A 24,040-nucleotide genomic window follows, 5' to 3' on the forward strand; every position below is an offset into this window, starting at 1 on the left:
AATGCGGAAGAAGCTGGCCCTCATAAGTCTCGACGGAAACGGAGTCTACAACCTTGGTCACATGCCCTTCCTCAGTGAGCTGGCGGAAAACGGTGATTTTGCCATCGTTGATTCCATCTTCCCAACGCTCACCGACCTAGTTCACACGAGCGTCATGACCGGTGTGTGGCCGAAAGACCACGGCGTCGTTGAGAACGGCTACTACGACCGCCTCGCTGACAGGAAGGTCAATTTCTACGACTACGAAATAGCGTTCAATCCCCACAGGGTCATTAAGGCTCAAACGGTGGTTGATATTCTCCGTGCCAGGGGCGTTAGAACCGCCAGCGTCTCCGGATACACCATGCCACCATTCAGCGGCACCGACGTGAGGATTTTTCCTCCCTTCTTCTCAAGCGACAAGATGTACCGCCAACACGGGAGGGATTGGAGGAAGGACGCCTGGGTTCTCAGCTCCGCTCTGTACCTCTACGAGGAGTGCAGACCTGATCTGTTGCTCGTCCACTTTGCCTCGATTGACGGCATGAGCCACGACCACGGGCCATTGAGCGAGGGGGCGCTGAAGGCCGTCGAGACGGTTGATACCGCCGTGAGAACCCTCTGGGAGAGGCTGAAGGACGAATACGCCTTCATAATCTTTGCGGACCATGGACAGGAGGAGGTGCACACCTGGGTGAACCTGAGGACCTACCTGAGAAAGCACGGGATCGAGACTCTCCGCGTTTCCTCCGGTGGTGGGGTTCACGTGTACCTCAGAAATCCGAACGATGCCGAAGAAGCGTTTGAAGCCCTCAGGAAGGCACCGGGAGTTAAGGCCGTCTTCTTCCGTGATGATCTGCCGCACCTCAACACCCCGAACAGCGGGGAGCTGATAGTCTCAGCAAAGCCCGGCTACTGGTTCTGCTCCCACAGGATGTGCAAGGGCATAAAGGGAGTGAGCCACTGGGTTAGGGGGATGCACGGCTCGATGAACGAACCGGTTCTGAGAGTCCCACTGATCCTTTGGGGGTTTGAGAAGGTTAATCTTGAAAACCCCTCGCTTATGGACATAGCGCCAACGATTTTAGGGTTCTTTGGAATAGAGAAGCCTGGGAACATGGTGGGGAAGAGCCTGCTCGTAGTGTGAGAACCCCAAATGTATGCCGCTCTCCTTTAACGATTCATGTGAGCCGGGAATAAACGCAATCTCGTAAATTGCAGGCTGCAACCAAACCGGCTTAAATGTGAATCCAAAGTCATATATACCTTGGGCGCGTAAAACGGAGTGAGAATAACTCTTCTCCAATCAATTTGGGCTTGGAGTTGGTTTCTATGAAAAAGCGCGCTGAGTATGTGGTTGTTGGTTCTGGGGCCGGTGGGGCCACCCTGGCGAGAGAGCTGAGTATGGCAGGTAAGGACGTTCTAATCGTAGAAGCCGGAAAGTACGAGGAGCACGTGGGAACTTTCAGGGATTCCCTTCGGTACTTCGAGACTACTGGATACAAAACTCCAAGGACCTCCAAGGAGGGAGTGATTCTGTGGAGGGCTATGATGGCGGGCGGTTCAACGGTTGTTTCATGTGCAAACGGGGTAAGGTGCCTTCAGGAGGAGTTCAATGACGCGGGGATAAACCTGGAGAGCGAGTTCCGGGAAGCCGAGGAGGAAATGAAGATAGCCCCAACCCCGAAGAGCCTCCTCGCTGAGGCGTCATTGAAGATGTTGGAAGTCTCTGCCGACCTAGGCTACAGGATGGAGCCGATGCCGAAGTTTCTGGACTTCTCGAAGTGCGTTCGCTGCGGCTGCTGCACCCTCGGCTGCCTTCAGGGTGCGAAGTGGACGGCCCTGGATTACCTGAACGATGCCCTTGCCCACGGTGCCGGTGTGCTCTACGAGACCAAGGTTAACGAGGTGATCGTGGAGAATGGTAGGGCCGTGGGAGTTCGGGGAAGCGGAAAAAATGGATACACTGAGATAGAGGCGGAGAACGTCATACTGGCGGCCGGTGCACTGAGCACCCCGGTAATCCTTCAGAACTCTGGGGTTGAGGGTGCCGGATGGAATCTTTTCGTTGATATCCTCGTGAACGTCTACGGCAGGGCCGAGGGACTTCACCAGGCTAGGGAGCCGAGCATGGCACTCGTTGACCACGAGTTTCACGATGAACGGGGCTTTATTTTGTCCCCCTACCTAAACATTAACCGGACCGTCAGGTTCATGGAGGCGGGAAGGAAAGGATTCATGATGCCCACGGACAAGCTCGTGGGGATTATGGTAAAGACGGCCGACGATCCCACCGGCAGGGTCTATCCCGATGGGAGCGTTTCAAAGGGTGTCACTAGGAATGATCAAAAGCGGATAGACGACGGCGTTGCGATAGCCAAGGAGATACTGGAGGGCATCGGGGCCGATCCGGGTTCGTTCATTGTCTCGAAGCCCGAGGGAGCACATCTGGGTGGCACAGCGGCCGTGGGGACGGTTGTTGATGAGCACCTTGAAACGTCGGTAAGAAACCTCTATGTATGCGACGCCAGCGTTCTCCCGAAAGCGCCCGGTTTGCCGCCGATACTGACGATAGTGGCCCTGGCAAAATGGCTCGGAAAAACCTTGGCCCACTGACTTTTAATTTTTCAGAAAGCGGAAATGAAGAAGAGGCGGAAACAACCAGTCCTCAGCGTGAGGACTGGGCGATCCTCTCGATCTCTTCCTTCTTGCTGTAAGCGAAGCTCTTCGGGTCCTTGTTGGCCGCAGCGATTATCTCCTCGGCAAGGGCCTGGGCGTAGCTGGTCTTGTTCCTGTAGCACTTGGCGCTCGCTCCGAGAGCGATGTTCTTGAGGGCTATGTCGAGCCTCCTGAGCGGGGCAACGTCAACGGCCATGTGGTAGCGGATTCCACCGAAGGCGATGGTGGTCGTGTCCTCCCTTGGGGCGGAGTTCTCGAGGGCCCTGACGAGAACCTGAATCGGGTTCTGCTTGGTTCTCCTCTCGATGATCATGAAGGCCTCCTTGACGACCTCGTAGGCCTTCATCTTCTTGCTCATGAGCGAGCGGTGCTCCCTTCTCATGAAGTGGCCGCCGACCTTGTGGCCGCTGGCGCCGCTGCGCATGACCTTGTTGATGAGCCTCTCGACGATGTGAACCTGGGCCTTTCCAAAGGACTTCTTGGCGTGTCTTCCGTGGCTGTGCGGGAGGATTCTCGCGTCGAGGTTTATGTAGGGCCTGAGCGACGGGTCGTTCACGACGACGTCCTCAACGCTCCACCTGCCCATGACCTTGAGCTCCTTCGGCTGGTAAAAGCGCTCGGTGATTGCCTTGGCCATTCACTTCACCTCCTCGGCTTCTCCTTCCTTCCCTTGACGAGCTCCTTGAGGGAGACCCTGTTGACCTTGACGACCTTGTACCTGATTCCCGGGATATCACCCATGGAACCACCCTTGGGACCGCCGATTCCCTCGATGATGACCTCATCGTGCTCGTCTATGTGGTTGATGGCACCGTCACCGGGGGTGAAGGCGGTAACAACCTTACCGTTCTTGATGAGCTGAACACGGACTGCCTTACGCATAGCGGAGTTCGGCTGCTTTGCCTCAACGGCTATCTTCTCAAGGACTATTCCCTTGGCCTGCGGAGCGCCCTCGAGAGGGTCGCTCTTCTCCTTGAGGCGGAGAACCCTTCTCTTGTACCTTATGTCACTCCAGCGGAACTTCTTTCTCTTGAGCTTGAGCTTCCTACCGGCAAACTCTCCATACGGGGCCTTCTTTCCAGGCATGAGCATCACCTCAAATTATGATCACATCTTGAATGCCGTGGTGTCTCTCCATCAACTCTTTCACGAGGTTGATGTTCTGGCCGCCCCTTCCGATGGCGCGAGGCTTGTCGCGCGGGCCTATATCGAGGAGGGCGACCTTCTTACCATCACGCTTCTCAGTGATGTGGACCTTTTTAACCTTAACCCCGAGGCTCTTATAAATGTTCCTCAGGAACTCTTCGGGGTTCTCGGAGTGCTCGATGAGTTCTATGTCCTTCCCAAGCATGTTCTGGACGCGCTTGACGTTGGCTCCCTTCTTTCCAAGGGCCAGTCCCATCTCACCCTTCTTGATGACATAGATGAGCCTGTTTCTGTTCGTGTCTATGAGGCAGTCCATGACGGTCGCTCCGGTCATGCTCTCGAAGAGCGCTATGAACTTGATCTGGTCGGTGTTGAGCTTGAGCGGCATTACTCCTTACCCCCAGCCAAGGCCAGTATCTTGCTCTCACCGGGGTCTATCACGGCGAGGGCCGAAACGGTGTGCGGCCTTCCGAGGAGGGTTCCGAGCTCGACGCTGGTTCCCTCGAACTCGTAAACCGGTATGCCGCTGAGCTTGGCGTAGTACTCGATGTCCTCCTTGATGTCCGGTCTGGCGTTCTTGGCCACTATGACCATCCTGGCCCCACCCATCTTGGCGTACTGAAGGGCCTTCTTGGCACCCATGATTATCTTTCCAGTCTCCTCAGCCTTCCTAAGTTCGAACGCAAAGTCAACCATTAACTACACCTCCCTACTCCCTTTTCGGTCTCAGGGGGAGATTCATTGCCAGTTTGACGATTCCCGTACCGACGGGCACGGGCTGTCCGATGAGGACGTTCTCGACGACACCGTTGAGCGGGTCGGTTTCACCCCTCTCAGCCGCCTCGAAGAGGTGCTGGGTGGTGATCTCGAAAGCAGCCCTGGCAAGCACGCTGGCCTTCTCCCCAACTATACCGTGCCTGCCTATGGGCAGTATCACGCCGTCGAGCGTCATCATATCGGCGACGAGCATGATGTGCCTGACGTCGACCTCAAGACCCTGCTCGCGCATCGTGTTGACGATTTCCTCGATGATGGCGTTTCTTGCCGCCTCGATGCCGAGCACCTCGGCGATCTCGTGGATGTTGTTGGTTCTGGTCCTCGTCGGATCAACGCCCGGAACCTTGATGACCTGCTTGAAGTTCGAGCCCTCGGTATAGATGACGTACTCGTCGCCTTCCTTCCTTATGATGGTCTTTCCGACGCCCGAGAGACCCTTAAGGCGGTGCTTTTTAACCTTTTCGGAGAGCCTTCTCAGGTCGGAGAGCTTGCCGACCTTCTTGGGGCGCATTATGACGGTGTAGCCGTCAACTTCAAATTCAGCGCTCTTGAAGGAGCTCTCTAGCTTCCTCTGAATCCTCTCCATGTCGAGACCGGCCTTCTCAAGCCTCTCCGGGTCTATGTCAACTATGAACTCGAAGTTGAGGATGTCTATGCTCATCTCCCTTGCGAGGTTCTCAAGGCTCGTTCCCTCAATGCGCCTCGCAACCTCCAGGGCCTTCTCGCGGTCATAACGGTGCTTCTCGTCGAGGTAGACGGTCATGATTGGCGTTGATGGGTTCTTTCTGGCATCAACGATCTCGATAATTCTCGGCAGACCGAGGGTGACGTTGATTTCCGCGACACCCGCGTAGTGGAAGGTGTTGAGGGTCATCTGCGTTGACGGCTCACCGATGGACTGCGCGGCGACTGTTCCTATCGCCTCGCCCGGCTCGATGAGGGCCCTCTGGTACTCCTTGACGGCCTCGTCTATGATGGCCTGAACCTCGGCCTTCTTGAGCTTGTACTTCTTGTTGTACTCAATGAGCTTGTTGTAGAGCTCTTCCTTGATGTTGTCGGGAAGCTCGGCCTTGTCAACCATGCTCTTGATGGTTTTTGCGGCGACCATCTATCTCACCCCTTCCCCCTCACTTTGAGCAGGGTTTTTACAATCACCCTATCAACGTCCACGGTCTTGCCTCCCCAGCTCTTCATTGGGTCTATTCCATCCTCGCCGTACTTGAACTGAACGATGATTCCGGTCGGGTCTCTGACGGTTCCGTCGTAGTCCACCTTGAGGTCCTGGAGCGCGTTGATGAGCCTCCTCTGCATGTAACCGCTCTGGGCGGTCCTGACGGCCGTGTCGACCAGTCCCTCTCTACCACCCATCGCGTGGAAGAAGTACTCCTGCGGGGTTAGACCGCTCTTGTAGGAGTTGGTGACGAATCCCTTCGCCCTGGCTCCCAAATCACCGGGCTTGAAGTGCGTGAGAACCCTTCCGCGGTAGCCGCGGTAGAGCCTCTTTCCACGGATGGACTGCTGACCGAGCATCGCCGCCATCTGGGTGATGTTGAGCATCTTACCCCTCGCACCGGTCTTGGCCATTATGACTGCGTGGTTGGTCATACCGAGGTACCTCTCGGCGACCTTACCTGCGTTGTCACGCGCCTCGGCCAGAACGGCCATTATGTTGCTCTCCAGAGTCTCTTCGAGGGTCTTACCCGGCAGCGGCTCGAGCTCGCCGTTCTTGTACGCCTCTATGAGCCTGTTAACCCTCTCCTCAGCCTCGCGTATTATCTCGTGAATCCTGTCGAGGGCCTCGCTCGGAAGGTCCTCGTCGTCTATCGCGGTCGTGAAGCCCTTGTGCGTTATGACCCAGATCGCGAGCTTGGTGACCTGGTCGAGGAACTGCCTCGCCCTCTCGACGCCGTACTCCCTCACTATGAGGTCGAGGAGCTTTCCGTCCTCCCTTCCGTAGGCCTTCTTGTCTATCGCACCGCTGAGGAGCTTTCCGTTGAGGATGTAGGTGAAGCCGTCGTAGGCGAGCTTTCTGACCTCCTCCTCGTCGGGGATGAGCTTCTCCTCTATGAGCTTCTCGAGAGCCTCACAGCGCTCCGGCTCGTCGCAGAGCTTGTTGCGGTACCAGATCGTGAGGTCGTCCGGCAGGAGGAGGGAGAATATAACCTTTCCACTCCAGAGTTCGACGCCGTTCTCGACCTTGTCAGGTTTCGGAAGCTTGTCCACGTCAACGCCGGCGAACATGAGCATCTGCTCGACCTCTGAGCGGGTGAAGTAGGCGCCCTCGCGCGTGAGCAGGTAGCCGCCGGATATGTGGTCCTGGATTCCTGCGATGAGCGGGCCACCGTAGCGCGGCGAGATAATGTGGTTCTGAACCTCCATGAGTATCTTCGCCTCGGCCTGAGCCTCCTCCGTCTGCGGCACGTGGAGGTTCATCTCGTCACCGTCGAAGTCCGCGTTGTACGGCGGGCAAACGGCGAGGTTGAGGCGGAAGGTTCTGTAGGGCATAACCCTAACGCGGTGGGCCATTATACTCATCCTGTGAAGGGACGGCTGCCTGTTGAAGAGGACTATGTCGCCGTCCAGCAGGTGTCTCTCAACCGTCCAGCCTAGGTCGAGCTTCTCTGCGATGAGCTCGAGGTTGTTCTCCATGAGGCGGATTCTCCTTCCCTCTGGGTCTATAACGTAGTTGGCGCCCGGATACTTCTCGGGCCCGTTGAGGACCATCTTCTTGAGCTTCTCGAAGTTGAACTCGGTGACCTTCTCTGGAACGGTGAGCTCCATAGCTACCGCTATCGGAACGCCGACCTCGTTGATGCTTATCATCGGGTCGGGGCTGATGACCGTACGGGCAGAGAAGTTGACACGCTTACCGCTGAGGTTTCCACGGAAGCGTCCCTCCTTACCCTTGAGCCTCTGTGCCAGGGTCTTGAGGGGCCTTCCGCTCTTGTGCTTGGCCGGCGGAATGCCTGAGGTCTCGTTGTTGATGTATGTGGTGACGTGGTACTGGAGGAGGTCCCAGAGGTCCTCGATGATGAGCTGCGGCGCACCGGCCTCGATGTTGCTCTTAAGGCGATTGTTGATACGGATGATGTCAACGAGCTTGTGGGTGAGGTCGTCTTCAGCCCTAATGCCGCTCTCGAGGGTGATGGACGGTCTCATAGTAACCGGCGGAACCGGCAGAACCGTGAGGACCATCCACTCTGGCCTGGCCTTCTCCGGGTGCAGGCCGAGGAGGTGCAGGTCCTTGTCGGGTATCTTCTCAAGCCTGTCCCTGACCTCGCTTGGCATCATCCTGTGCTTGTACTCGTTGCCCTCCTCGTCCTTCCTGAGCTCCCAGTAGATGGTAGGCCTCTCGAACTTGACCGGGAACTGGGGAGCACCACAGTGCGGGCAGACCATCCTCTCCTTGGCCTTCTTGTGAATCTCCTTGATGAGCCTGTCCTTGGCCTTCTTCCTGTCGCCCATGACCTCGAACTTGTGGGTGTACTCCTCTATCTCCTCCTCGGTGAGCTTTATCCTTCCGCACTCGCGGCAGGTGCTCTCCAGAACGCGGTGGATGGTCTTGGCGAATCCGACGTGGATGATCGGCCTGGCCAGCTCGACGTGGCCGAAGTGGCCGGGACAGTCTCCGGCGCGCGCTCCACAGGTCTCACAGCGCAGTCCCGGATCGATGACACCCAGCCTCTTGTCCATGAGGCCGCCCTCTATCGGGTAACCGTCATCGTCGTAGGTGTCTGGGACGGTTATCTCGGCCGCGCTCATCTTTCTGATTTCCTGGGGTGAGAGGATTCCGAACTCAATACTTCCGATGACCTTTTTCATCGACTGCATGGCAATCACACCCTGTCAACTATATTGAGAGACGGCCTTATTCCCATCGCCTTCAGCTCGTCCAGCAGCAGCTTGAAGGCGTAGCTCATCTCCACCTTGCTTATCTTCTCTTCCTCTCCACAGACCGGGCAGTAGACCTTTCCTCTGCGCTTGTCTTCGAGTGCCAGATGTCCACAGCTCTCGCAGACCCATACCTCGGTCTTATCGCTCTCTTCGAGCAGTCTCTCTATGAGCAGCATCGCAGCACCGTGGCCGATGAGGACGTCACGCTCCATCTCACCGAACCTGAGACCACCTTCTCTGGCCCTTCCCTCGGTCGGCTGCTTGGTGAGAACCTGCACCGGACCCCTGCTCCTTGCGTGCATCTTGTCAGCGACCATGTGGTGGAGCCTCTGGTAGTAGATGACACCCACGAATATGTCCGCCTCAAGGCGCCTTCCGGTTATGCCGTCGTACATGACTTCCCTGCCGCTGTGCTTGAATCCGAGCTCCTCAAGCTCCTTCCTGAGCTTCTCCTCCGGCTCTCCGATGAATGCAGTGCCGTCAACTCTCCTTCCCTTCAATGCCGCGACCTTTCCGCCGATGGCCTCTATGAGCTGTCCGACGGTCATACGGCTCGGGATACCATGCGGGTTAACTATGAGGTCCGGCACTATTCCGCTCTCGGTCCAGGGCATGTCTTCCTGCGGGACGATGAGGCCTATGACACCCTTCTGACCGTGCCTCGAAGCGAACTTGTCTCCGAACTCGGGAATACGGAGGTCCCTCACGGTTACCTTGACGAGCTTGGTTCCGTCGCCCGTCTCGGTCAGGATAACCTTGTCCACGATGCCCCTCTCGCTTGGCCTGACGGCAACGCTCGTTTCGCGCCTCTCCTGGAGGATTATGCCTCCGAGGCCACTCTGCTCCTCAAGGAACCTCGGCGGTGAGGTTCTTCCAACGAGGACGTCCTTGCCGGAGACCTTTGACTCCGGGAAGATTATACCGTCCTCGTCGAGGTGCCTGTAGTACTTCTCGCCGAGATAGCCCTGGATTGTCGGGTCTGGAACCTCGAAGCGGTCGGTCTGCCCACCGAGGTACCTCTTCTCCTCGGCCTCGTAGGTTCTAAAGAAGGTTGAGCGAGCAAGACCGCGCTCTATGGAGGCCTTGTTCATGATGACCGCATCTTCCATGTTGTATCCGCCGTAGCTCAGCACAGCGACCACGAAGTTCTGACCGGCAGGCCTCTCCTCGAAACCGACGGCCTTCATTATCCTTGAGTTGACGAGCGGAACCTGCGGGTAGTGCATGAGGTGCCCGCGGGTGTCAACGCGAATCCTGAAGTTGGCCCAGCCGAGACCGAGGCTCTGCTTGGCCATACCTGCGCCGTATGTGTTACGCGGGGCCGCGTTGTGCTCCGGATACGGAACGAGTGAAGCCGGAATACCGAGTATCGCGGCGGGCATAAGCTCGAGGTGGGTGTGCTCCTCGGTGACTTCCCACGGCCAGGTGGCAACGTAGGCGTTCTCCTCTTCCTCTGCATCGAGGTACTCGATGACGCCCATCTTTACGAGCTCACTCCAGGTCAGGGTGCCGTTCTTTATTCCCTCGATGTGCTCCTTGGTGAGCTTCGGCTTGCCGTTCTCGACTATGATGAGCGGCCTTCTGACGCGGCCGTCATCGCTGTTGACGTATATCTCCCTGACCTCCTCATCCTGGTAGATGGCGACGTTTATGACGTCGCTTATCCTTCCGCTTCTCCTGTCGGTTCTTATTCTGTTCACGAGTCCCTCTCCATCTTCCACGGTTCCTATCAGAACTCCGTTGAGGTAGACGCGCCAGAGCTCAGGGTTCGGTCTCTGCTCCTCTATCGGGATAACGCCGAGTCTGTTCAGATAGTCTCTGGCCTCTTCCTCTGGAATTCCGGTGGTTATCTGGGCCATGAGGGAGAGGTTCTTGACGAGACCACAGTTCGGACCTTCCGGAGTTTCCGTCGGACATATCCTACCCCAGTGGGTTCCGTGAAGGTCACGCGCCTCGAAGTGGGGCTGATCCCTGCTGAGCGGGGAAGTAACGCGCCTGAGGTGAGAAAGGGTTGACATGTAGTTGGTTCTGTCCAGAAGCTGGCTCACACCGGTCCTTCCGCCCGGCCATGCGCCGGTAGCGAGAGCATGTTCTATCCTCTCGCTGAGGACGTCCGGTCTTATGGAGTTTCTCACAAAGCGCTGGATGTTCTCGAAGGTGTAGCGCTCACCCTTCCTCTGGTATGTCTTGGTCATCTGGTACTGCATGTCCTTGACCAGCTGACCAAAGGCAACACGGAAGAGGTCCCTCAAAAGGTCTCCAGCGAGCTTAAGCCTCTTGTTGGCGTAGTGGTCCTTGTCGTCCTCGCCACGGAGTCCAAGGGAGAGCTCCAGAACCTTGAGGGCCATCATGCCGAGGTAGTAGGCCTTCGCACTCCTGTCCTTTTCCTCAACGCCCATGTGGGGCAGGAGGTTGTTGTCTATTATGTGCTGGGCCCTTCTGAGCCTGTACTCCTTCGGCTGGCCGGGGAGGGCGAGCTTTCCTATGTAGTCGAGAGCGTCCTCCTGGGTGGTTATGTCGCTTGCGTCCTCAAGGTTGTCGAAGAGAACCTGCTGTATGCGCGGGTCGTCACTCACAGCTTCAACGATTTCCTTATCGCTGAGAACGCCCAGCGCGCGCATGACGTAGACGAACTTGACGGGCCTTGGAACGTTCGGGATGTTGACGTAGAGAATTCCGTCCTTCCTTCTCTCGACGGTTATTAAAGCCCTGTAGCCGTGCCTGTAAGAGAAGCACTTGGCTATCACCCTGTTCTGCCTCTCGTCCCTCTCAACCAGGGTCTTGTTCGGGGCGAGGTCCTCGATAGAAACTATAACCCTCTCGGAACCGTTGATGATGAAGTATCCTCCCGGATCCTTCGGGTCTTCGCCGAGCTTTATCAGCTCTTCGTCGCTGAGACCGTAGAGCCTGCACGCCTTGGATTTGAGCATTATCGGAAGCTCTCCGATGCGAACCTCGACGGCCTCCTGGGCGATGCCGTTGACGACGGGAATGAGCTCAAGGTACAGCGGGGCAGAATAGGTCAGGTTTCTGATCCTTGCGTCCATCGGGTAGAGGGGCTTCCTCTGCCCCTGGGCTTCCTGGAACTCGGGCTCGCCGAGGCGAACCTTTCCAAACTTAACCTCGAAATCGGGGATGTCCGGCTTGATGCCGCCGAACTCGTCTATGACCTTCTGCATCCCGTAGTCTATGAAGGCGTTGTAAGAGTCAAGGTGCTGTCTAACCAGTCCCTTCTCCTTCCAGTATGCCTCCATAACGAGCCAGAGGTCGTCGGGAGTAACATCAACAACGGTCGGTCCTCTCGATGCCATAATCTCACCTCACAGAATCAGTCCTCAACCACCAGGCGGTAGTAGTAATAGTAGCCCGCCGTCGGGCTCTTCCTCTTGATCTCAAGAACGTCTCCGGGCTTTGCGCCGAGAGCAACAACAGCAGGGTCTGAAGCCTTGATCTGCGGAAGCTGGGAAATCCTGATTCTGTACTTTCTGAGGAGCTCAGCCTTCTCCTCCTCGCTGAGTATTCTGTGCTCAGGAACCAGCTCGTGAGTGAATATATCAAATTCTTTTTTCGCCGCCACCGAGAATTGCCCCCTTAACATTTTTTAAGAACGATTATCACTACCTCCCACCTGTGGGTTTCGGTATATAAGCTTTTCGAGTGATAACTCGCTCACAGGGGTTTATATCGGTTACGAAAAGTTTAAGAACCTTTTTCCATGCCGGAAAGCTACCTTGATGCACCTTTATGTTCACCTTTACTGGGAAAGGCTTATAAAGGCTCAGCACGGGTTCGATGTTCGAACTTCTTGAAAACTGACTAAACTCCCCAACCCTGCTGGAGTTTTGACATCTTTCACTGAAAAAGATTGTCGTTATGCTATCTTTTAGAGGTCTTAGTTGCCATATTCCGACAAAACATGGGTAAAACTTGGTCGGTTTTTTGTAAAAATTGGGGAGACAAAAGGCCCCTAAATCCTGAATGTGCCCCTATGGGAGTGTATCCACGCGAACGGCCAAATCTTGTGCCCTAATTGCTGAAAATCTTGACGCTTCCTAGCTCTGCTTGGCACCTACTGGACTAGCAGTCAACAAAGATCCTCGGAAATTTTATGATTTTTTGGGCAGATCCAACCTAACTCAAAGAAGCCCTTCAGAGGGAATCCTTCGCGAAGATAAAAGGCTAAAATGGTTTTTATTTCTATTAAATTGGCAGGAATTAGAGCGTGCATTTTGAAATTTGCCTGTGAGGAGGGTTTAACTTTAAAACGAGCCATTAATTCGGTTTCACTCTTATTCTGGCGTTCTTTGAACGCCTTGTGGAGAGTGAAACGTTGTGAGACTAGCAATTGAAGAGTAAACCACGTAGAAAATACGCTTTTTAAAATTGCACGCCATCTTTCCGCCAGCGCTTTGCGAAGCAAAGGGCTGTAATGGAGCCCCGGGCGGGATTTGAACCCGCGACCGGCGGATTACAAGTCCGCCGCCCCGCCAGGCTAGGCTACCGGGGCACGGTTTTAAGAGCAACGGGGCTGAATATAAAGTTTTCTCTCCAGCCTGGCCATCACCGTAAGTTTTATAAATCCCCTCTGTATTCCCTACATTGGGTCGTGCCGCCGTAGCTTAGTCGGTAGAGCGCCGGACTGTTAATCCGGCGGTCCCCGGTTCGAGTCCGGGCGGCGGCGCCATTCATGGGCCCGTAGCTCAGCCTGGTCAGAGCGCGCGGCTCATAACCGCGTGGTCGGGGGTTCAAAGCCCCCCGGGCCCACCATGAAACTCTTCTGAAAAACGCTGTCTGAGCGGATAAACCTCGTTTGGTGGGTACTGCTTCCAGAAGTGCTTTTTTGAGTGGAAGCCCCGTCAGTGGCGGAATACGTTCAACTCCCCTCTGGAAGCTTGGTCACGTAAACTGGCCACGTTCTGTAATCATCCTGGATGTAGACCTCAAGAACCTCCGCTCCCGCGTACCTTACTTCCCTCACGAGTAGCTTCTTGTTGCTCCTCCCCCGGAGTATGTCCTCATGAACGTCCCTGGGAAGCTCCTCCGTGACCGGAAGGATGCCCCCTTTTACGTACACCCCCTCAAGCCGACCGTCCCTGAAAAGAAACCCCCTAACCGGCACCTCGTACTCCTCGACAACGTCCTCATAATGAACGGTTTTATACTTCCCCACGATTTTGTTCATTTCTATCACCCATATGCAACTTTTCTATTACATATAGATTCGGGCGAGTATTTATTAACTTTTTGGTGCATATTTGGGTAACTGGGGTCAGAAATGGAGAAAAGGATAACCAAAAAGGAGAGATAATGGTGGCTGGTTCAGATGTCGACCTCTCCCTTCTCCTTCAGCTCCCTGTACATGCGCCAGGTGATTATTGGCCTCTTGGCGGCTAGAACGTCGTCCACCCTTCTCACGGCGGCGTTGTGAGGTGCGCTCTTGACGATCTCCGGGTTGCTGTAGGCCTCCTCGCTTATCCTCTTGAGGGCCTCGACGTACGCGTCGAGTTCCTCCTTGCTGACGGTCTCGGTTGGCTCTATCATCAGGGCCTCGTGGACTATCAGCGGGAAGTATATGGTCGGCGCGTGTAGGCCAAAGTCGAGGAGCCTCTTGGCGACGTCAAGGGCCTTAACCCCTGTTTCCTTCTTCATGGGCTCGGCGCTGAACACAACCTCGTGCTTCCTGAGCTCCTTGTGGGGCAGCTCGTAGCCGCGGGTGCCCTTCAGCTTCTGGGTGATGTAGTTGGCGTTGAGAACGGCTATCTCGCTGACCTCCCTGAGACCTTCCCTGCCCATGACTTTGAGATAGGTGAGTGCGCGCACCATCACCGCGAAGTTGCCGTAGAGCTCCTTCACCTTGCCTATGCTCTTGGGTACGTTGTAGTCAAGGTAGTAAAGGTCGTTTTCTTCGTCGTATCCCACGAGCGGAACCGGCAGGTAGTCCTTGAGGAAGTCCTTGACACCGACCGGCCCGCTGCCGGGACCGCCGCCGCCGTGCGGGGTCGAGAAGGTCTTGTGAAGGTTGAGGTGCACGACGTCAAAGCCCATATCCCCTGGTCTGACCTTTCCGAGAACCGCGTTGAGGTTTGCCCCATCGTAGTAGAGAAGCCCACCTGCCTTGTGGACTATCTTCGCTATCTCGAGTATCTCGTCCTCGAAGATGCCCAGGGTGTTGGGGTTCGTGAGCATCAATCCGGCGGTTCTCTCGCTCACGGCGTTCTCCAGCGCCTCGAGGTCAACGGTTCCGTTCTCGTTGGAGGGTATCTCGATGACCTTGAAGCCCGCCATAGCGGCGCTTGCTGGATTCGTTCCGTGGGCAGAGTCTGGAACGAGCATCTCTGTCCTCTGGGTGTCTCCCCTGTCGAGGTGGTAGGCCCGAATGACCATTACTCCGGTGAACTCGCCGTTCGCTCCGGCGGCCGGCTGAAGGGTGAAGCGGTCCATGCCGGTTATCTCCTTCAACCACTGCTCCAGCTCCCACATTATCTTTAGCGCTCCCTGGATGGTTCTCTCGTCCTGGTAGGGGTGGACGTAGGCAACTCCCGGATGGCCGGCTATCTCCTCGTTTATCTTGGGGTTGTACTTCATGGTGCACGAGCCGAGCGGATATATGCCCGAGTCAACGCCGTAGTTCATCTCGCTTAAGCGGGTGTAGTGCTTGACGACCTCCGGCTCGCTCAGCTGGGGAAGGTTGAGGGGGCTCTTTCTCTTCAGCTTCTCTGGAACCTCAACGCTGACGTCCTCAATTGGCTTCGGCATGGTGTAGCCGATCCTTCCCTCGCGGGAAAGCTCGAAGATGAGCGGCTCATCCCATTTAGCCTGGCGGAACATTCAGGCCACCTCCTTGAGGGCCTCGATGAGTGCATCGACCCATTCCTTTCTCGTCGTTTCGGTGGCTGCGAAGAGGGCGCTCTCTCCCAGCTCCGGGAAGTGCTCCCCTATGTAGTAACCGCCGTGGATGTTCCTCTCAAGAAGGGCCCCGTGTATCTCATTGTAGGGCTTGCCGAACCTCACAAGAACGTCCTTGAAGTTGACGCCCTTGAAGGGAATCTCGGCGACCTCCGAAAGCCTCTTCTTGAGGTAGGCGGTGTTCTTGAGGATGACCTCTCCGAGCTCGGTTAAGCCCTTCGGGCCAAGGGTCGCGAGGTGTATCGCCGCGGCAACCGCCACTAGGGCTTCGTTTGAACAGATGTTCGAGGTCGCCTTGGCGCGCCTTATGTGCTGCTCCCTGGTCTGGAGGGTCATGACGAAGGCCCTCTTTCCATCGGCGTCTTTGGTCATTCCGATTATCCTTCCCGGCATCTGGCGTATGAGCTTTTTATCGTTCCTAACCGCGAATATTCCCGCCCTCGGACCGCCGAAGTTCATCTGGTTTCCGAAGTAGGCGGCCTCACCGACGACGACGTCGGCTCCGAGTTCCCCGGGCGCCTCCACCACGCCGAGGATCGTTGGGTCAACGCCGACCACGAAGAGCGCTCCCGCGTCATGGGCTATCTCGCCGATGGCGGCGATTTCTTCCTCAAGCATTCCGAAGAAGTTTGGAATCTCTACGTATACTCCGGCGGCGCCGTCAACCGCCTCCTTAAGCTTCTCGATGTCCACCTGGCCGTTTTCGTTCCAGTCCACGTACTCAATCTCCAGCCCGGGGCCCGCGGTGTAGGTGTGCAGAACCTTTTTCTTCTCTGGACTGAGGGCCTTCGGGACTACGAACTTGCTCCTCTTCTTAACCCTAGCGCTCATCAGGGCCGCCTCGGCCATGGCGGTTCCCCAATCGTACATCGAGGCGTTGACTATCGGAAGGCCAACAAGTTCTGCGATGAGGCTCTGGTACTCGAAGAGGGCCTGGAGCATGCCCTGGCTTACCTCAGGCTGGTAAGGGGTGTAAGCCGTCAGGAACTCGCTCCTCTCGATGAGGTACTTCACGTGGGCTGGAACGTAGTGGAAGTACGTCCCGGCTCCGAGAAAGCTGGGCATCTCAAGAACTGTTCTGTTCTTGGAGAGAACCTCGTTGAGTTCGAGAAAAACCTCGTATTCGCTCTTACCCTCCGGGAGGTTGAACTCCTTGACCATACCTTTAGGAACGTCGGAAAAGAGGTCCTCAACGGAGGCGAAACCAATCTCCTTGGCAAGTTCTTCCTTATGCGCAGCGTTGGGGAGGTAGTGCCTTCCCATGCCTATCACCCTCTAGCTTTAAGACAGTCGGGGGAAAATAAGGTTGGGATTGTTATATGCTTTGTGTTCAGGCCCACAAAAGAAAAACCCTTAAAGCCCCGATTGGAGAGCTTTGGGAGGGGTCATCATGATAATAGCCTTCGACTTCGACGGAACACTGGCGGACACTTACTCGTGCATTGAGGAGGCGTTCAGACGGGCTCTGGAGAGGCGCTACCGCTGGCTGCCCTTCAAGGGCTTCTGGGCCAAGGCCCTCACGAAGCTTGAGAACTACTTTGAGAGACCCACGTTCGGTAGCCACAAGAAGACCTCAAAGCCCCCGTTCTTTCTGCGCACGAAGTTCTTCGAAACCTGGTTCGAGGAGAGGGCAAAGCTGAGCAAGCCCCTCGACGATGCTCCGGAACTGCTGAAGAAACTCAAGGAGGATGGGCACACGGTAATCTCCTTCTCGGCGGAGGACTTCATTGACGGCATGAAGGTCCGGAGGCTCAGGGAGATGGGCATCTACGACCTATTCGACGACGTTATAGTTTTCGGCCGTGAGATGACCATAGATGAGGCCTTCAGAGAGGTTCGGGAGAAGTATGGGGACGAGATATTCGTCTGGGTGGATGACAAGCCCTGGCGCTTCATAGGGCACGGCGATGAGAACACGGAGTACGTCTGGTACTACTTCCCGTTCAGCGCGAAGTTCGTTGAGAAGAACCGCGAGAGGCTCGCCTTAATTCCGCACCTCCACGTGATAAGGGACCTGTGGAGCATATTCGACGTTATAGAAAGGATAAAACAGGAGCGCTCAGCCTGAGTCTGCGTTGGTGTACTCGATGGTGTCCTCGACGAACTCGTCGTAGGTTTCCTTGTCAACCTCCTCGAGCTCCAGCGTGAACTCCCTTCCCAGGGCCCACCTCACGGCCACCTCTCCCATGTTCGTTTCCGCCATCACCAGGCCGAAGGGCAGGTCACCCGCCCAGTGGTGCTTTGAGAACTCGATGGAAAAGCCCCTTCTTTCCAGCTCTCTCAGTATGAGTTCGTACGTTTTGACCGGCCCGTGCGGGCTCCTCACGAATCCAACATAGGGCATTTTTACTCACCATTGTTCCCTTTGTGGACAGATTTAAAACCTTTTCGGTTGCCCTAACAAAGTTTAAAAGCCGAAGGCCAAACTCCAACACATGAGACCCACACCGCTACCGGGCAAAGCGCTGAAACTCGGGAGGGCGCTCATCATAGCGGACCTTCACCTGGGCTACGAGGTCAGCATGGCGAGGGAGGGCTTTTACCTGCCTCGAGTGTTCAACGAAGTCGTTGGAAGGCTGAGGTCTCTCCTCGAGCGGGAAAGGCCGAAAATCCTCGTCGTGGATGGTGACCTGAAGCACTCCTTCGTGCCCGAATGGCGGGAGAGGGAAGAGCTGAGGGCGTTCGTTGAAGAGGTTGGGCCTTTGGTTGACGAGCTGATCCTCGTGAAGGGGAACCACGACGTGGGAACGCTCTGGCTCAGGGAGCTGGGCGTTGAGATCGTTGATGAGTTCGAACTCGCCGGATGGAAGCTGGTTCACGGTCACAAACTCGTCGATGGGGAGCGCTTCATCATAGGGCACGAGCATCCATCGATACGGCTCCGGGATGAGGTGGGGGCGCTCGTCAAGGTGCCCGTCTTCCTGATGGGTGAGAAACTGATAGTCCTGCCCGCGTTCAGCCCATGGGCGTACGGAAACGACGTGCTCAGGGAGATAGTCTCTCCATTCCTTAGGGCGTATGACGTCTCCAGCGCGAGGGTTCTGGTCCCTCTGGACGAGGAGCTCCTGGACTTCGGCAGACTCGCCGACTTGAGCAGGGTCTTGGGCTCGCTCTGATGCCAAGGTTTTAATACCGGGAGCTGAACTATTCTCCGGGTGATAGAATGAGAAAGAGGTACCTAGGAATCATCGGCGCGATGCTCGTTCTCATGGTTCTCGCTTCAGGGTGCATCTCCTCTGGGGGAAGCAGCCCGACTACTACCACAACGACGACCCAAAATCTGCCCTTCACGAAGGAGCAGCTTGAGAGCGCCGTTGCTGGGATAAAGAGCTATGAGTACGTCATGGACGTTAAAACGTACAACGGAACCAAACTCGTTGCGACGCTCCACTCCTCGGTTGCCATAGACAAGGAAAACGAGATGAAGTCCTCTGCCACCGTGGCCAACAAGACTGGCAAGCTGGTCTATGCCATCTACTACTACACCACCAAGGCCGGCTTCGTAACGCTGACGAACAAGAGCGGCCTCGTGAACTGGCAGTTTTCGTGCTATGAGGCCGGTAAGGGACCCGAGGTGAACTCGACCCTTCTTGACAACCTGTGGAAGGATTTTCCGCTCGAAAACGCGACCGTGACGACGGAGGGCGACTACTATCTCATCACGGTCAACCACACGATCTGGAGCGAGGGCGGGAGCGAGAAGGACTACAGCGGTACCGTGACGGTTAAGCTGACCAAGGACCTCGTCCCGGTGGAGATAACCCAGAAGGCGTACTACAGGAAGGAAGACCAGAGATGGGTGGACGAGATAACGATAGAGATAAGGAACGTCAACGCGGTTTCGGTGAAACCCCCGGAGACCCTTGTGGACTACCTGGAGAGCCAGGGTCTGGACCTGGAGGAACTCCTTGGAAAATGCTAAACCTTTAAATTTTCAGCCCTCCAATTTCTTTTGGTGAAGTGAGGCATGGATTTCCTCAGTGCTATAGTGTTCTTCGCATACGCCCCTGCCCTGGTGATACTCTGGTACTTCTATCACGCCGACAGGTACGAGCCCGAGCCCAGGAGGTACGTCATAGGGACTTTCCTGCTGGGGGCGACGGTCTCGGTCGGCATAGCGTACATGATAGAGAGCGTCCTGACGCTGGGGGGAGCCGTCACCCCGGTTCTTCCGACGACGGCCTTCTACGTGGCGATGGTTGCTGGAATCGTTGAGGAGCCGGCAAAGGCCCTGGCCATCAGGTGGCCGTTTAAAGCGGGTCAGATGGACGGCATAATGGACGGTCTCGTCTACGGCGTTGCCGCTGGACTGGGCTTCGCCGCGACGGAGAACTTCCTCTACGGGCTGGGATACGGTGTCTCAGTGACCATCGTGAGGGCGTTCCTGACGCCGTTCGCCCACGGCGCCTGGAGCGCGGTGATAGGCGTTGGCTACGGAATGAAGGCCGAGGGAAAGATAGACTCGGTCACGCCGTACTTCCTCCTCGCGATGCTCCTCCACTTCATCTGGGACTACTACGCCTTCCTGAGCCGTGAGGTTCCGGCGTATAACATCATCCTCATACTGCTCATACTCGTGAACCTCGCGATACTCCGCTACTTCCTGATAATGGGCCAGGCCGAGGACGTTGGCAGGCTCTGGTACTACTGGTTCAAACGGAGGGATGAGATGTGAAGCTGGAAGAGGCCCTGTTTGAAGCGAGGCCGTACGTGGAATACTACGAGAGGCTCGAAAACCTGGTAAAGCGTCTCTGGGATGAATCCGTTGATGAAGAAAACTTTCTTCAGCTCCTCAACGAGGAGATAGAGCGCGCCGAAGAGCCTTTTAAGACCGACCTAAGGATATTCCTTCAGAAGTTCGAGGCACTCTGAGCTTTCCACTTTTTGCTGACTCTTTTCGATGGTATGCAAAATCTGAATAGAAAAAGTATTTAAGTCCACTCACGCACATTCTAATGAAACCACGGAGGGTAGTACCATGAAGAGGGTTATGGCCCTTTTGCTGGTTGGTCTCATAGCGCTGGCAAGCGGATGCATCGGGGAGAACGTTGGTTTGACTAAGGAGAAGGTTTTGAATGCCCTGAACAACATTGAAACTGCCAGGTACGACCAAAACTTCTCAATGACCATGCACTTCGTTGATCCGGGGACAAACAAGACCGTCAACATAACGATGTCCGGTCGTGTCATCGGGATGTTCAACAAGACCGCCGGCCTGGAAAATGGCAACATGAGCATAAAGACGCACACCATGGGGATGGACATCAACTTTGACTGGCCGTACTTCGTCAACGGCACCAGCACGTACATCAACGTGGATGGAAAGTGGTACCGCGTCTCCAGCAATGATACCATCTACTCCCAGGCGAAGGGTTCACTCAACGTTGCCTACATCGAGAACCTCCTGAAGAGGAAGAACGTGACCATCAAAAAGTTAGCCAACGGATACGCCTTCCGCGTCAACGTTACCTTCTGGGAGTTCGTTAACGCCACCAACCAGACCGGCTACCTCGACGAGACCTGGGGAACTCTTCCCGGCAACGTGACCGTGGACACGAAATCCGGGTGGGTTGAGGTTCACCTCAGGGACGATGGAACACCGGTCTTCATGGAGACGTACATGGATATTGTAATGACGATAACCGCAATCTCCGTGGAGCCTGTGGAAGTTCACATGACGGTTCACGAGGAGGTCAGGCTCTCGGACGTGAACAAGCCGGTGCATATAGCGGCTCCTAATGGAATAGAGAACGCTAGCAACTTTGGTGAAATGTTCTGGTGAGAACATCGCCGTTATTTTTTCCCTTCTTCCTGTTTACCACCGAACACCCACCACAGAAGGAAGGGAGTTCCCAGCACAACGCCCCACGTCGCCAGGAAGCCCGACAGGTCGTGGAAGCTTCCGGGTGTGTACGAAGGCCCCGCCTGCACCATGATGTCCAGCTCCGCCCACAGCCTCATCTCGTTTTCGATTTCCTCAATCCTCTCACTGTTACTCTCCATAACTCCTGTGAGGATTTCTCTACTCTCGGGGGAGAGTTCATCCAGATGGGCGGATATTATCCGGTTTTCCAGCTCAAATTCGGAAATCCTCTTGGCGCAGAAATCGGAGTTGTTGTGATACGCCGCCACCCATCCGTTCTCCCTGCCCTTTTCCACGATCCCCTCAACATCCTTAAGGGCAATCCTGCCCATCATGGATATGAATCTCTCCCCATGTCTTGAAACGGCGACCCTTATTTTCTCCTCCCTGAGAAACTCCTCCAGCCTTGCTGCATCCTCCCGGTCCCTCACCGTAACGTAGACCTCCACGATGTTACAGAGCCCACTCCAAGAGGCGTTTTCTTCCCCGACCTTTTCGAGTTTATCCATCGCGGCGACCTGTTCGCGGGCCAGGGACCTCTCCCTGTAGTAGGTGCCGACGAATATTGAGCCTAGGACCATGAAAATCACAAACGGGGCCACCGCGAGTATCAGGCCCTTCTTTCCCTCCATACCATCACCAGCCCGGCAATTTCCGTGAGAATGACACCCGTCCACAGGGCCGCCATCAGGGGTGCGTTGCTCTCCTTCCTGCCTGAGTACATCAGGATGACGTGGGCGAACGTTGCGTTGCAGATCGGCTCTTTCTGCCTCAATCCCAGGAGCCCCTCCAACACGATGGTGCGATTGTGGATGAACTCCCTCTCTGTGGGGTCGTCAATCAGGCCCTCAAGCTCGCGGTAGGCTTCCAGCTCCCTTTCCAGCCGTTCTCGATCCAGTTCAACAGGTTTCAGCTCAACGTTCCCCCAGGGGCGGCATGTGTCCGGAAGGGCGGAGTAGAACTCGCTTTTGTTAAAGACCACGACATCGGTTTCATCGTATCCATCGGTGAGTTCTATCGAGAAGTGTGGAAACTTATCGAGCGCCGTTATGGTTCTGTTCAGCTCCCGATCGGAGCGGAGGTGACACGTGACGAGAACCCTTTCAGCTGGCACGCATAGATAGGGCTTCGTTACGTTGTGCTCCTCAAGCTCCTCCGTGAAGTCCTCGAGGTTGGGATACACGCTCAGCTTGGGAGGAGGAGCATACCTCTCGGGGGGCACCATTGCAGCGGCCAGCATCAGGGAGATGGCAGTGAGAATTAGAATCGGACCCCACCGCATATCCCCACCATGTGAAGTAAAGAGAAGAACTTTAAAAGGTTTTACCTGAGCCCAAGCGTTTTAAGATACTCCAGCATCTTTTCCACATCGTTCGCTATGACGACGTCAAACAGTCCTCTGAGCTTGGCCAGGTTGCCGTCCCGGTAGAACAAAACGTCGTTCTCGGCCCAGAGCGCCACCCTGAGGTCGAGGGAGCGCGCCCAGTGAAGGGCCTGAACAGTCTTTTCGAACCCGATGAGGGGTATCGCCTCCATGGGAACGTTTATCGACCAGAGGTTGAGCTCCCCTTTCAGCTGTGGAATAAGGGGAACGACCTCTTCGCGGTCTATCAACAGTCCCATCACGGTCTCTTTGTCGTGCTTCCTGTACTCCCTGAGCGCATCTATGATGAAGGAGGACACCATAACCCTCTCAGGGCCGTTCTGAGCCACTATTTTAGCGACCTCCCCTGCCGCATCGGTGTCCTTGAGCTCGATGTTGATTAAGGCATCCTCGGGGAGGGCCTCAAAAACCTCCTCAAGCGTCGGGATTCTTTCGCCCATGCCTATGTCCGCCTTCTTCAGCTCCTCCAGCGTCATGTTCTTCTGGTTTCCGCTCATGTTGCTCGTTCTGTCTATGCTCTCGTCGTGCATGACGATGACTTTTCCGTCCCGGGTCAGCCATACGTCCAGCTCGATTCCATCCGCACCTGCCTCTATGGCCTTTCTGAAGGCCAGGAGACTGTTCTCGGGGTAGGCGCTCATGTACCCCCTGTGTCCAAGGACGATAACCCTATCGCGTTCCCACATCTCCATCGCCTCCTTCCGATAGGTCTCTGACGTAAAAACCTTTCCTCAGCCTGGCAGGATCATCGGAGATAACCGCATCGGCCAGGGGCAGGAGCCTGGGAACCCAGGCCAGCTCGTTCATCCTGTAGTTCCAGATGTAGACCTTCAGTCCGCGCCTCCTGAGGGTCCGTAGGAGGACCACCAGCGGCCTATAGCCGATGTATGAGACCGCGTCTATCGGAACGTGGATTGAACTCATGCCCCCGAGGCGCGGTATCCAGGGAACCGAGGAATACCCGACTATCGAGAGTCCCACCCTGCATTCTGGACATTTCCTCATGATGACCTTTACTATCTCTGGATTCTCGGAGGAGAACACCGTGTTTTCAAGGGCTCCATGCTCCTCAACGAGTTTTAGGATTCCCTCAACGGCCTCCGTCTCCTTGACGTCAGCGTTTAGGAGGACATTCGGAAAGGAGCGGAGAACCTCCTCGACCGTTGGAACCAGCCTTCCGAGGGGGTGCAGCTTCCGCAGCTCCCTCAGGCTCAGTGTCCTTAGCCTGTACATCGAGCCGTCCGCGTAGAAGGAGCCGTCGTGGTGTACCACCAGCTTTCCATCACCGGTTAGCCTGACGTCGAACTCTATTCCATCGGCGTATTTGAGCGCTCTCCTGAATGCCGGGAGAGTGTTTTCGAGCCTTCCCCTGAACCCCCTGTGCCCCAAGATGCTTGGTTGCTCCATCCCCG

24 protein-coding genes and 3 tRNA genes are annotated in these 24,040 nt (G+C 55.9%); 10 read left to right on the forward strand and 17 right to left on the reverse strand.

The features are described 5' to 3' along the window. The first annotated feature begins 1 nt into the window (after position 1). Entirely contained in the window at positions 2–1,126 is a 1,125-nt protein-coding gene (locus tag CDI07_RS01895; protein ID WP_088179994.1) for an alkaline phosphatase family protein, read from the forward strand. Between the two features lie 185 nt (positions 1,127–1,311). Beyond that, entirely contained in the window at positions 1,312–2,595 is a 1,284-nt protein-coding gene (locus CDI07_RS01900) for an FAD-dependent oxidoreductase (protein WP_088179995.1), read from the forward strand. Between the two features lie 52 nt (positions 2,596–2,647). Here CDI07_RS01900 and CDI07_RS01905 read toward each other — a convergent pair whose 3' ends face one another. The 9 genes from CDI07_RS01905 to CDI07_RS01945 form a co-directional block, all read right to left on the reverse strand. Beyond that, positions 2,648–3,295 carry a 30S ribosomal protein S7 gene (locus CDI07_RS01905; protein WP_088179996.1) on the reverse strand — a complete coding sequence of 216 codons (648 nt, stop codon included), beginning with the start codon at positions 3,293–3,295 and terminating at the stop codon, positions 2,648–2,650. Positions 3,296–3,300: 5 nt separating this feature from the next. After that, positions 3,301–3,744, reverse strand: a complete 444-nt coding sequence (locus tag CDI07_RS01910; RefSeq protein WP_014788295.1) for a 30S ribosomal protein S12 — start codon at positions 3,742–3,744, stop codon at positions 3,301–3,303. Positions 3,745–3,754: 10 nt separating this feature from the next. Next, a complete protein-coding gene (locus CDI07_RS01915; protein WP_088179997.1) occupies positions 3,755–4,192 on the reverse strand; it encodes a NusA-like transcription termination signal-binding factor in 438 nt (145 codons plus the stop codon). Continuing rightward, complete coding sequence (locus CDI07_RS01920) at positions 4,192–4,500, reverse strand: 50S ribosomal protein L30e (protein ID WP_088179998.1); 309 nt, start codon at positions 4,498–4,500, stop codon at positions 4,192–4,194. Before CDI07_RS01920 ends, CDI07_RS01915 begins: the two co-directional genes overlap by 1 nt. Positions 4,501–4,513: 13 nt before the next feature. Further along, positions 4,514–5,689, reverse strand: a complete 1,176-nt coding sequence (rpoA2, locus tag CDI07_RS01925) for a DNA-directed RNA polymerase subunit A'' (RefSeq protein ID WP_088179999.1) — start codon at positions 5,687–5,689, stop codon at positions 4,514–4,516. A 5-nt stretch (positions 5,690–5,694) separates the two neighbouring features. Then, on the reverse strand, positions 5,695–8,412 hold the full coding sequence (locus CDI07_RS01930; protein ID WP_088180000.1) for a DNA-directed RNA polymerase subunit A': 2,718 nt from the start codon (positions 8,410–8,412) through the stop codon (positions 5,695–5,697). A gap of 5 nt (positions 8,413–8,417) precedes the next feature. Then, the gene (locus CDI07_RS01935) at positions 8,418–11,786 is read right to left on the reverse strand and encodes a DNA-directed RNA polymerase subunit B (RefSeq protein ID WP_088180001.1); all 3,369 of its coding nucleotides are present in this window, start codon (positions 11,784–11,786) and stop codon (positions 8,418–8,420) included. Positions 11,787–11,803: 17 nt separating this feature from the next. Next, entirely contained in the window at positions 11,804–12,052 is a 249-nt protein-coding gene (locus CDI07_RS01940; RefSeq protein WP_088181520.1) for a DNA-directed RNA polymerase subunit H, read from the reverse strand. Between the two features lie 853 nt (positions 12,053–12,905). Further along, a tRNA-Thr gene (locus CDI07_RS01945) sits at positions 12,906–12,982 on the reverse strand. A 101-nt stretch (positions 12,983–13,083) separates the two neighbouring features. Here CDI07_RS01945 and CDI07_RS01950 point away from each other — a divergent pair. Both CDI07_RS01950 and CDI07_RS01955 read left to right on the forward strand, forming a co-directional pair. Continuing rightward, a tRNA-Asn gene (locus tag CDI07_RS01950) sits at positions 13,084–13,159 on the forward strand. A gap of 5 nt (positions 13,160–13,164) precedes the next feature. Beyond that, positions 13,165–13,242: transfer RNA gene (locus CDI07_RS01955), tRNA-Ile, on the forward strand. 106 nt (positions 13,243–13,348) lie between these two features. Here CDI07_RS01955 and CDI07_RS01960 read toward each other — a convergent pair. The 3 genes from CDI07_RS01960 to gcvPA all read right to left on the reverse strand — a co-directional run bounded on the left by CDI07_RS01960 (position 13,349) and on the right by gcvPA (position 16,644). Continuing rightward, positions 13,349–13,657, reverse strand: coding sequence for a hypothetical protein (locus tag CDI07_RS01960; RefSeq protein ID WP_088180002.1), 309 nt, complete (start codon positions 13,655–13,657; stop codon positions 13,349–13,351). 137 nt (positions 13,658–13,794) lie between these two features. Then, positions 13,795–15,303 (reverse strand): aminomethyl-transferring glycine dehydrogenase subunit GcvPB, encoded by a 1,509-nt coding sequence (gene gcvPB / locus CDI07_RS01965; protein ID WP_088180003.1) that lies wholly within the window; start codon positions 15,301–15,303, stop codon positions 13,795–13,797. Further along, complete coding sequence (gene gcvPA / locus CDI07_RS01970; protein WP_088180004.1) at positions 15,304–16,644, reverse strand: aminomethyl-transferring glycine dehydrogenase subunit GcvPA; 1,341 nt, start codon at positions 16,642–16,644, stop codon at positions 15,304–15,306. It lies immediately after the preceding gene. Positions 16,645–16,771: 127 nt separating this feature from the next. Here gcvPA and CDI07_RS01975 point away from each other — a divergent pair, with 127 nt between their 5' ends. After that, positions 16,772–17,449, forward strand: a complete 678-nt coding sequence (locus tag CDI07_RS01975) for an HAD family hydrolase (protein WP_088180005.1) — start codon at positions 16,772–16,774, stop codon at positions 17,447–17,449. On the opposite strand, the gene CDI07_RS01980 is transcribed toward CDI07_RS01975, so the two are convergent. Then, entirely contained in the window at positions 17,441–17,725 is a 285-nt protein-coding gene (locus tag CDI07_RS01980; RefSeq protein WP_088180006.1) for a hypothetical protein, read from the reverse strand. The two genes, CDI07_RS01975 and CDI07_RS01980, sit on opposite strands and share 9 nt — an antisense overlap. Before the next feature lie 91 nt (positions 17,726–17,816). Here CDI07_RS01980 and CDI07_RS01985 point away from each other — a divergent pair, with 91 nt between their 5' ends. The 5 genes from CDI07_RS01985 (at position 17,817) to CDI07_RS02005 (ending at position 21,163) form a co-directional block, all read left to right on the forward strand. After that, positions 17,817–18,497 carry a metallophosphoesterase gene (locus tag CDI07_RS01985; protein WP_088180007.1) on the forward strand — a complete coding sequence of 227 codons (681 nt, stop codon included), beginning with the start codon at positions 17,817–17,819 and terminating at the stop codon, positions 18,495–18,497. Positions 18,498–18,544: 47 nt separating this feature from the next. Then, the gene (locus CDI07_RS01990; protein WP_088180008.1) at positions 18,545–19,303 is read left to right on the forward strand and encodes a hypothetical protein; all 759 of its coding nucleotides are present in this window, start codon (positions 18,545–18,547) and stop codon (positions 19,301–19,303) included. Between the two features lie 45 nt (positions 19,304–19,348). Further along, positions 19,349–20,056 carry a PrsW family intramembrane metalloprotease gene (locus CDI07_RS01995; RefSeq protein WP_088180009.1) on the forward strand — a complete coding sequence of 236 codons (708 nt, stop codon included), beginning with the start codon at positions 19,349–19,351 and terminating at the stop codon, positions 20,054–20,056. After that, complete coding sequence (locus CDI07_RS02000; protein ID WP_088180010.1) at positions 20,053–20,253, forward strand: hypothetical protein; 201 nt, start codon at positions 20,053–20,055, stop codon at positions 20,251–20,253. The genes CDI07_RS01995 and CDI07_RS02000 overlap by 4 nt, the downstream gene beginning before the upstream one ends. A gap of 106 nt (positions 20,254–20,359) precedes the next feature. Next, positions 20,360–21,163, forward strand: a complete 804-nt coding sequence (locus CDI07_RS02005) for a hypothetical protein (RefSeq protein WP_088180011.1) — start codon at positions 20,360–20,362, stop codon at positions 21,161–21,163. A gap of 11 nt (positions 21,164–21,174) precedes the next feature. On the opposite strand, the gene CDI07_RS02010 is transcribed toward CDI07_RS02005, so the two are convergent. The 4 genes from CDI07_RS02010 to CDI07_RS02025 are packed head-to-tail and all read right to left on the reverse strand — an operon-like array spanning position 21,175 to position 24,035. After that, positions 21,175–21,876 carry a hypothetical protein gene (locus CDI07_RS02010; protein WP_088180012.1) on the reverse strand — a complete coding sequence of 234 codons (702 nt, stop codon included), beginning with the start codon at positions 21,874–21,876 and terminating at the stop codon, positions 21,175–21,177. Continuing rightward, entirely contained in the window at positions 21,855–22,526 is a 672-nt protein-coding gene (locus CDI07_RS02015) for a hypothetical protein (RefSeq protein ID WP_088180013.1), read from the reverse strand. The genes CDI07_RS02010 and CDI07_RS02015 overlap by 22 nt, the downstream gene beginning before the upstream one ends. 41 nt (positions 22,527–22,567) lie before the next feature. Beyond that, a complete protein-coding gene (locus tag CDI07_RS02020) occupies positions 22,568–23,314 on the reverse strand; it encodes a glycerophosphodiester phosphodiesterase family protein (RefSeq protein ID WP_088180014.1) in 747 nt (248 codons plus the stop codon). Next, on the reverse strand, positions 23,298–24,035 hold the full coding sequence (locus CDI07_RS02025; protein WP_088180015.1) for a glycerophosphodiester phosphodiesterase family protein: 738 nt from the start codon (positions 24,033–24,035) through the stop codon (positions 23,298–23,300). Before CDI07_RS02025 ends, CDI07_RS02020 begins: the two co-directional genes overlap by 17 nt. Between the last annotated feature and the right edge of the window lie 5 nt (positions 24,036–24,040).

This window comes from Thermococcus sp. 5-4, from assembly GCF_002197185.1.
GTDB classification, from domain to species: domain Archaea; phylum Methanobacteriota_B; class Thermococci; order Thermococcales; family Thermococcaceae; genus Thermococcus; species Thermococcus radiotolerans.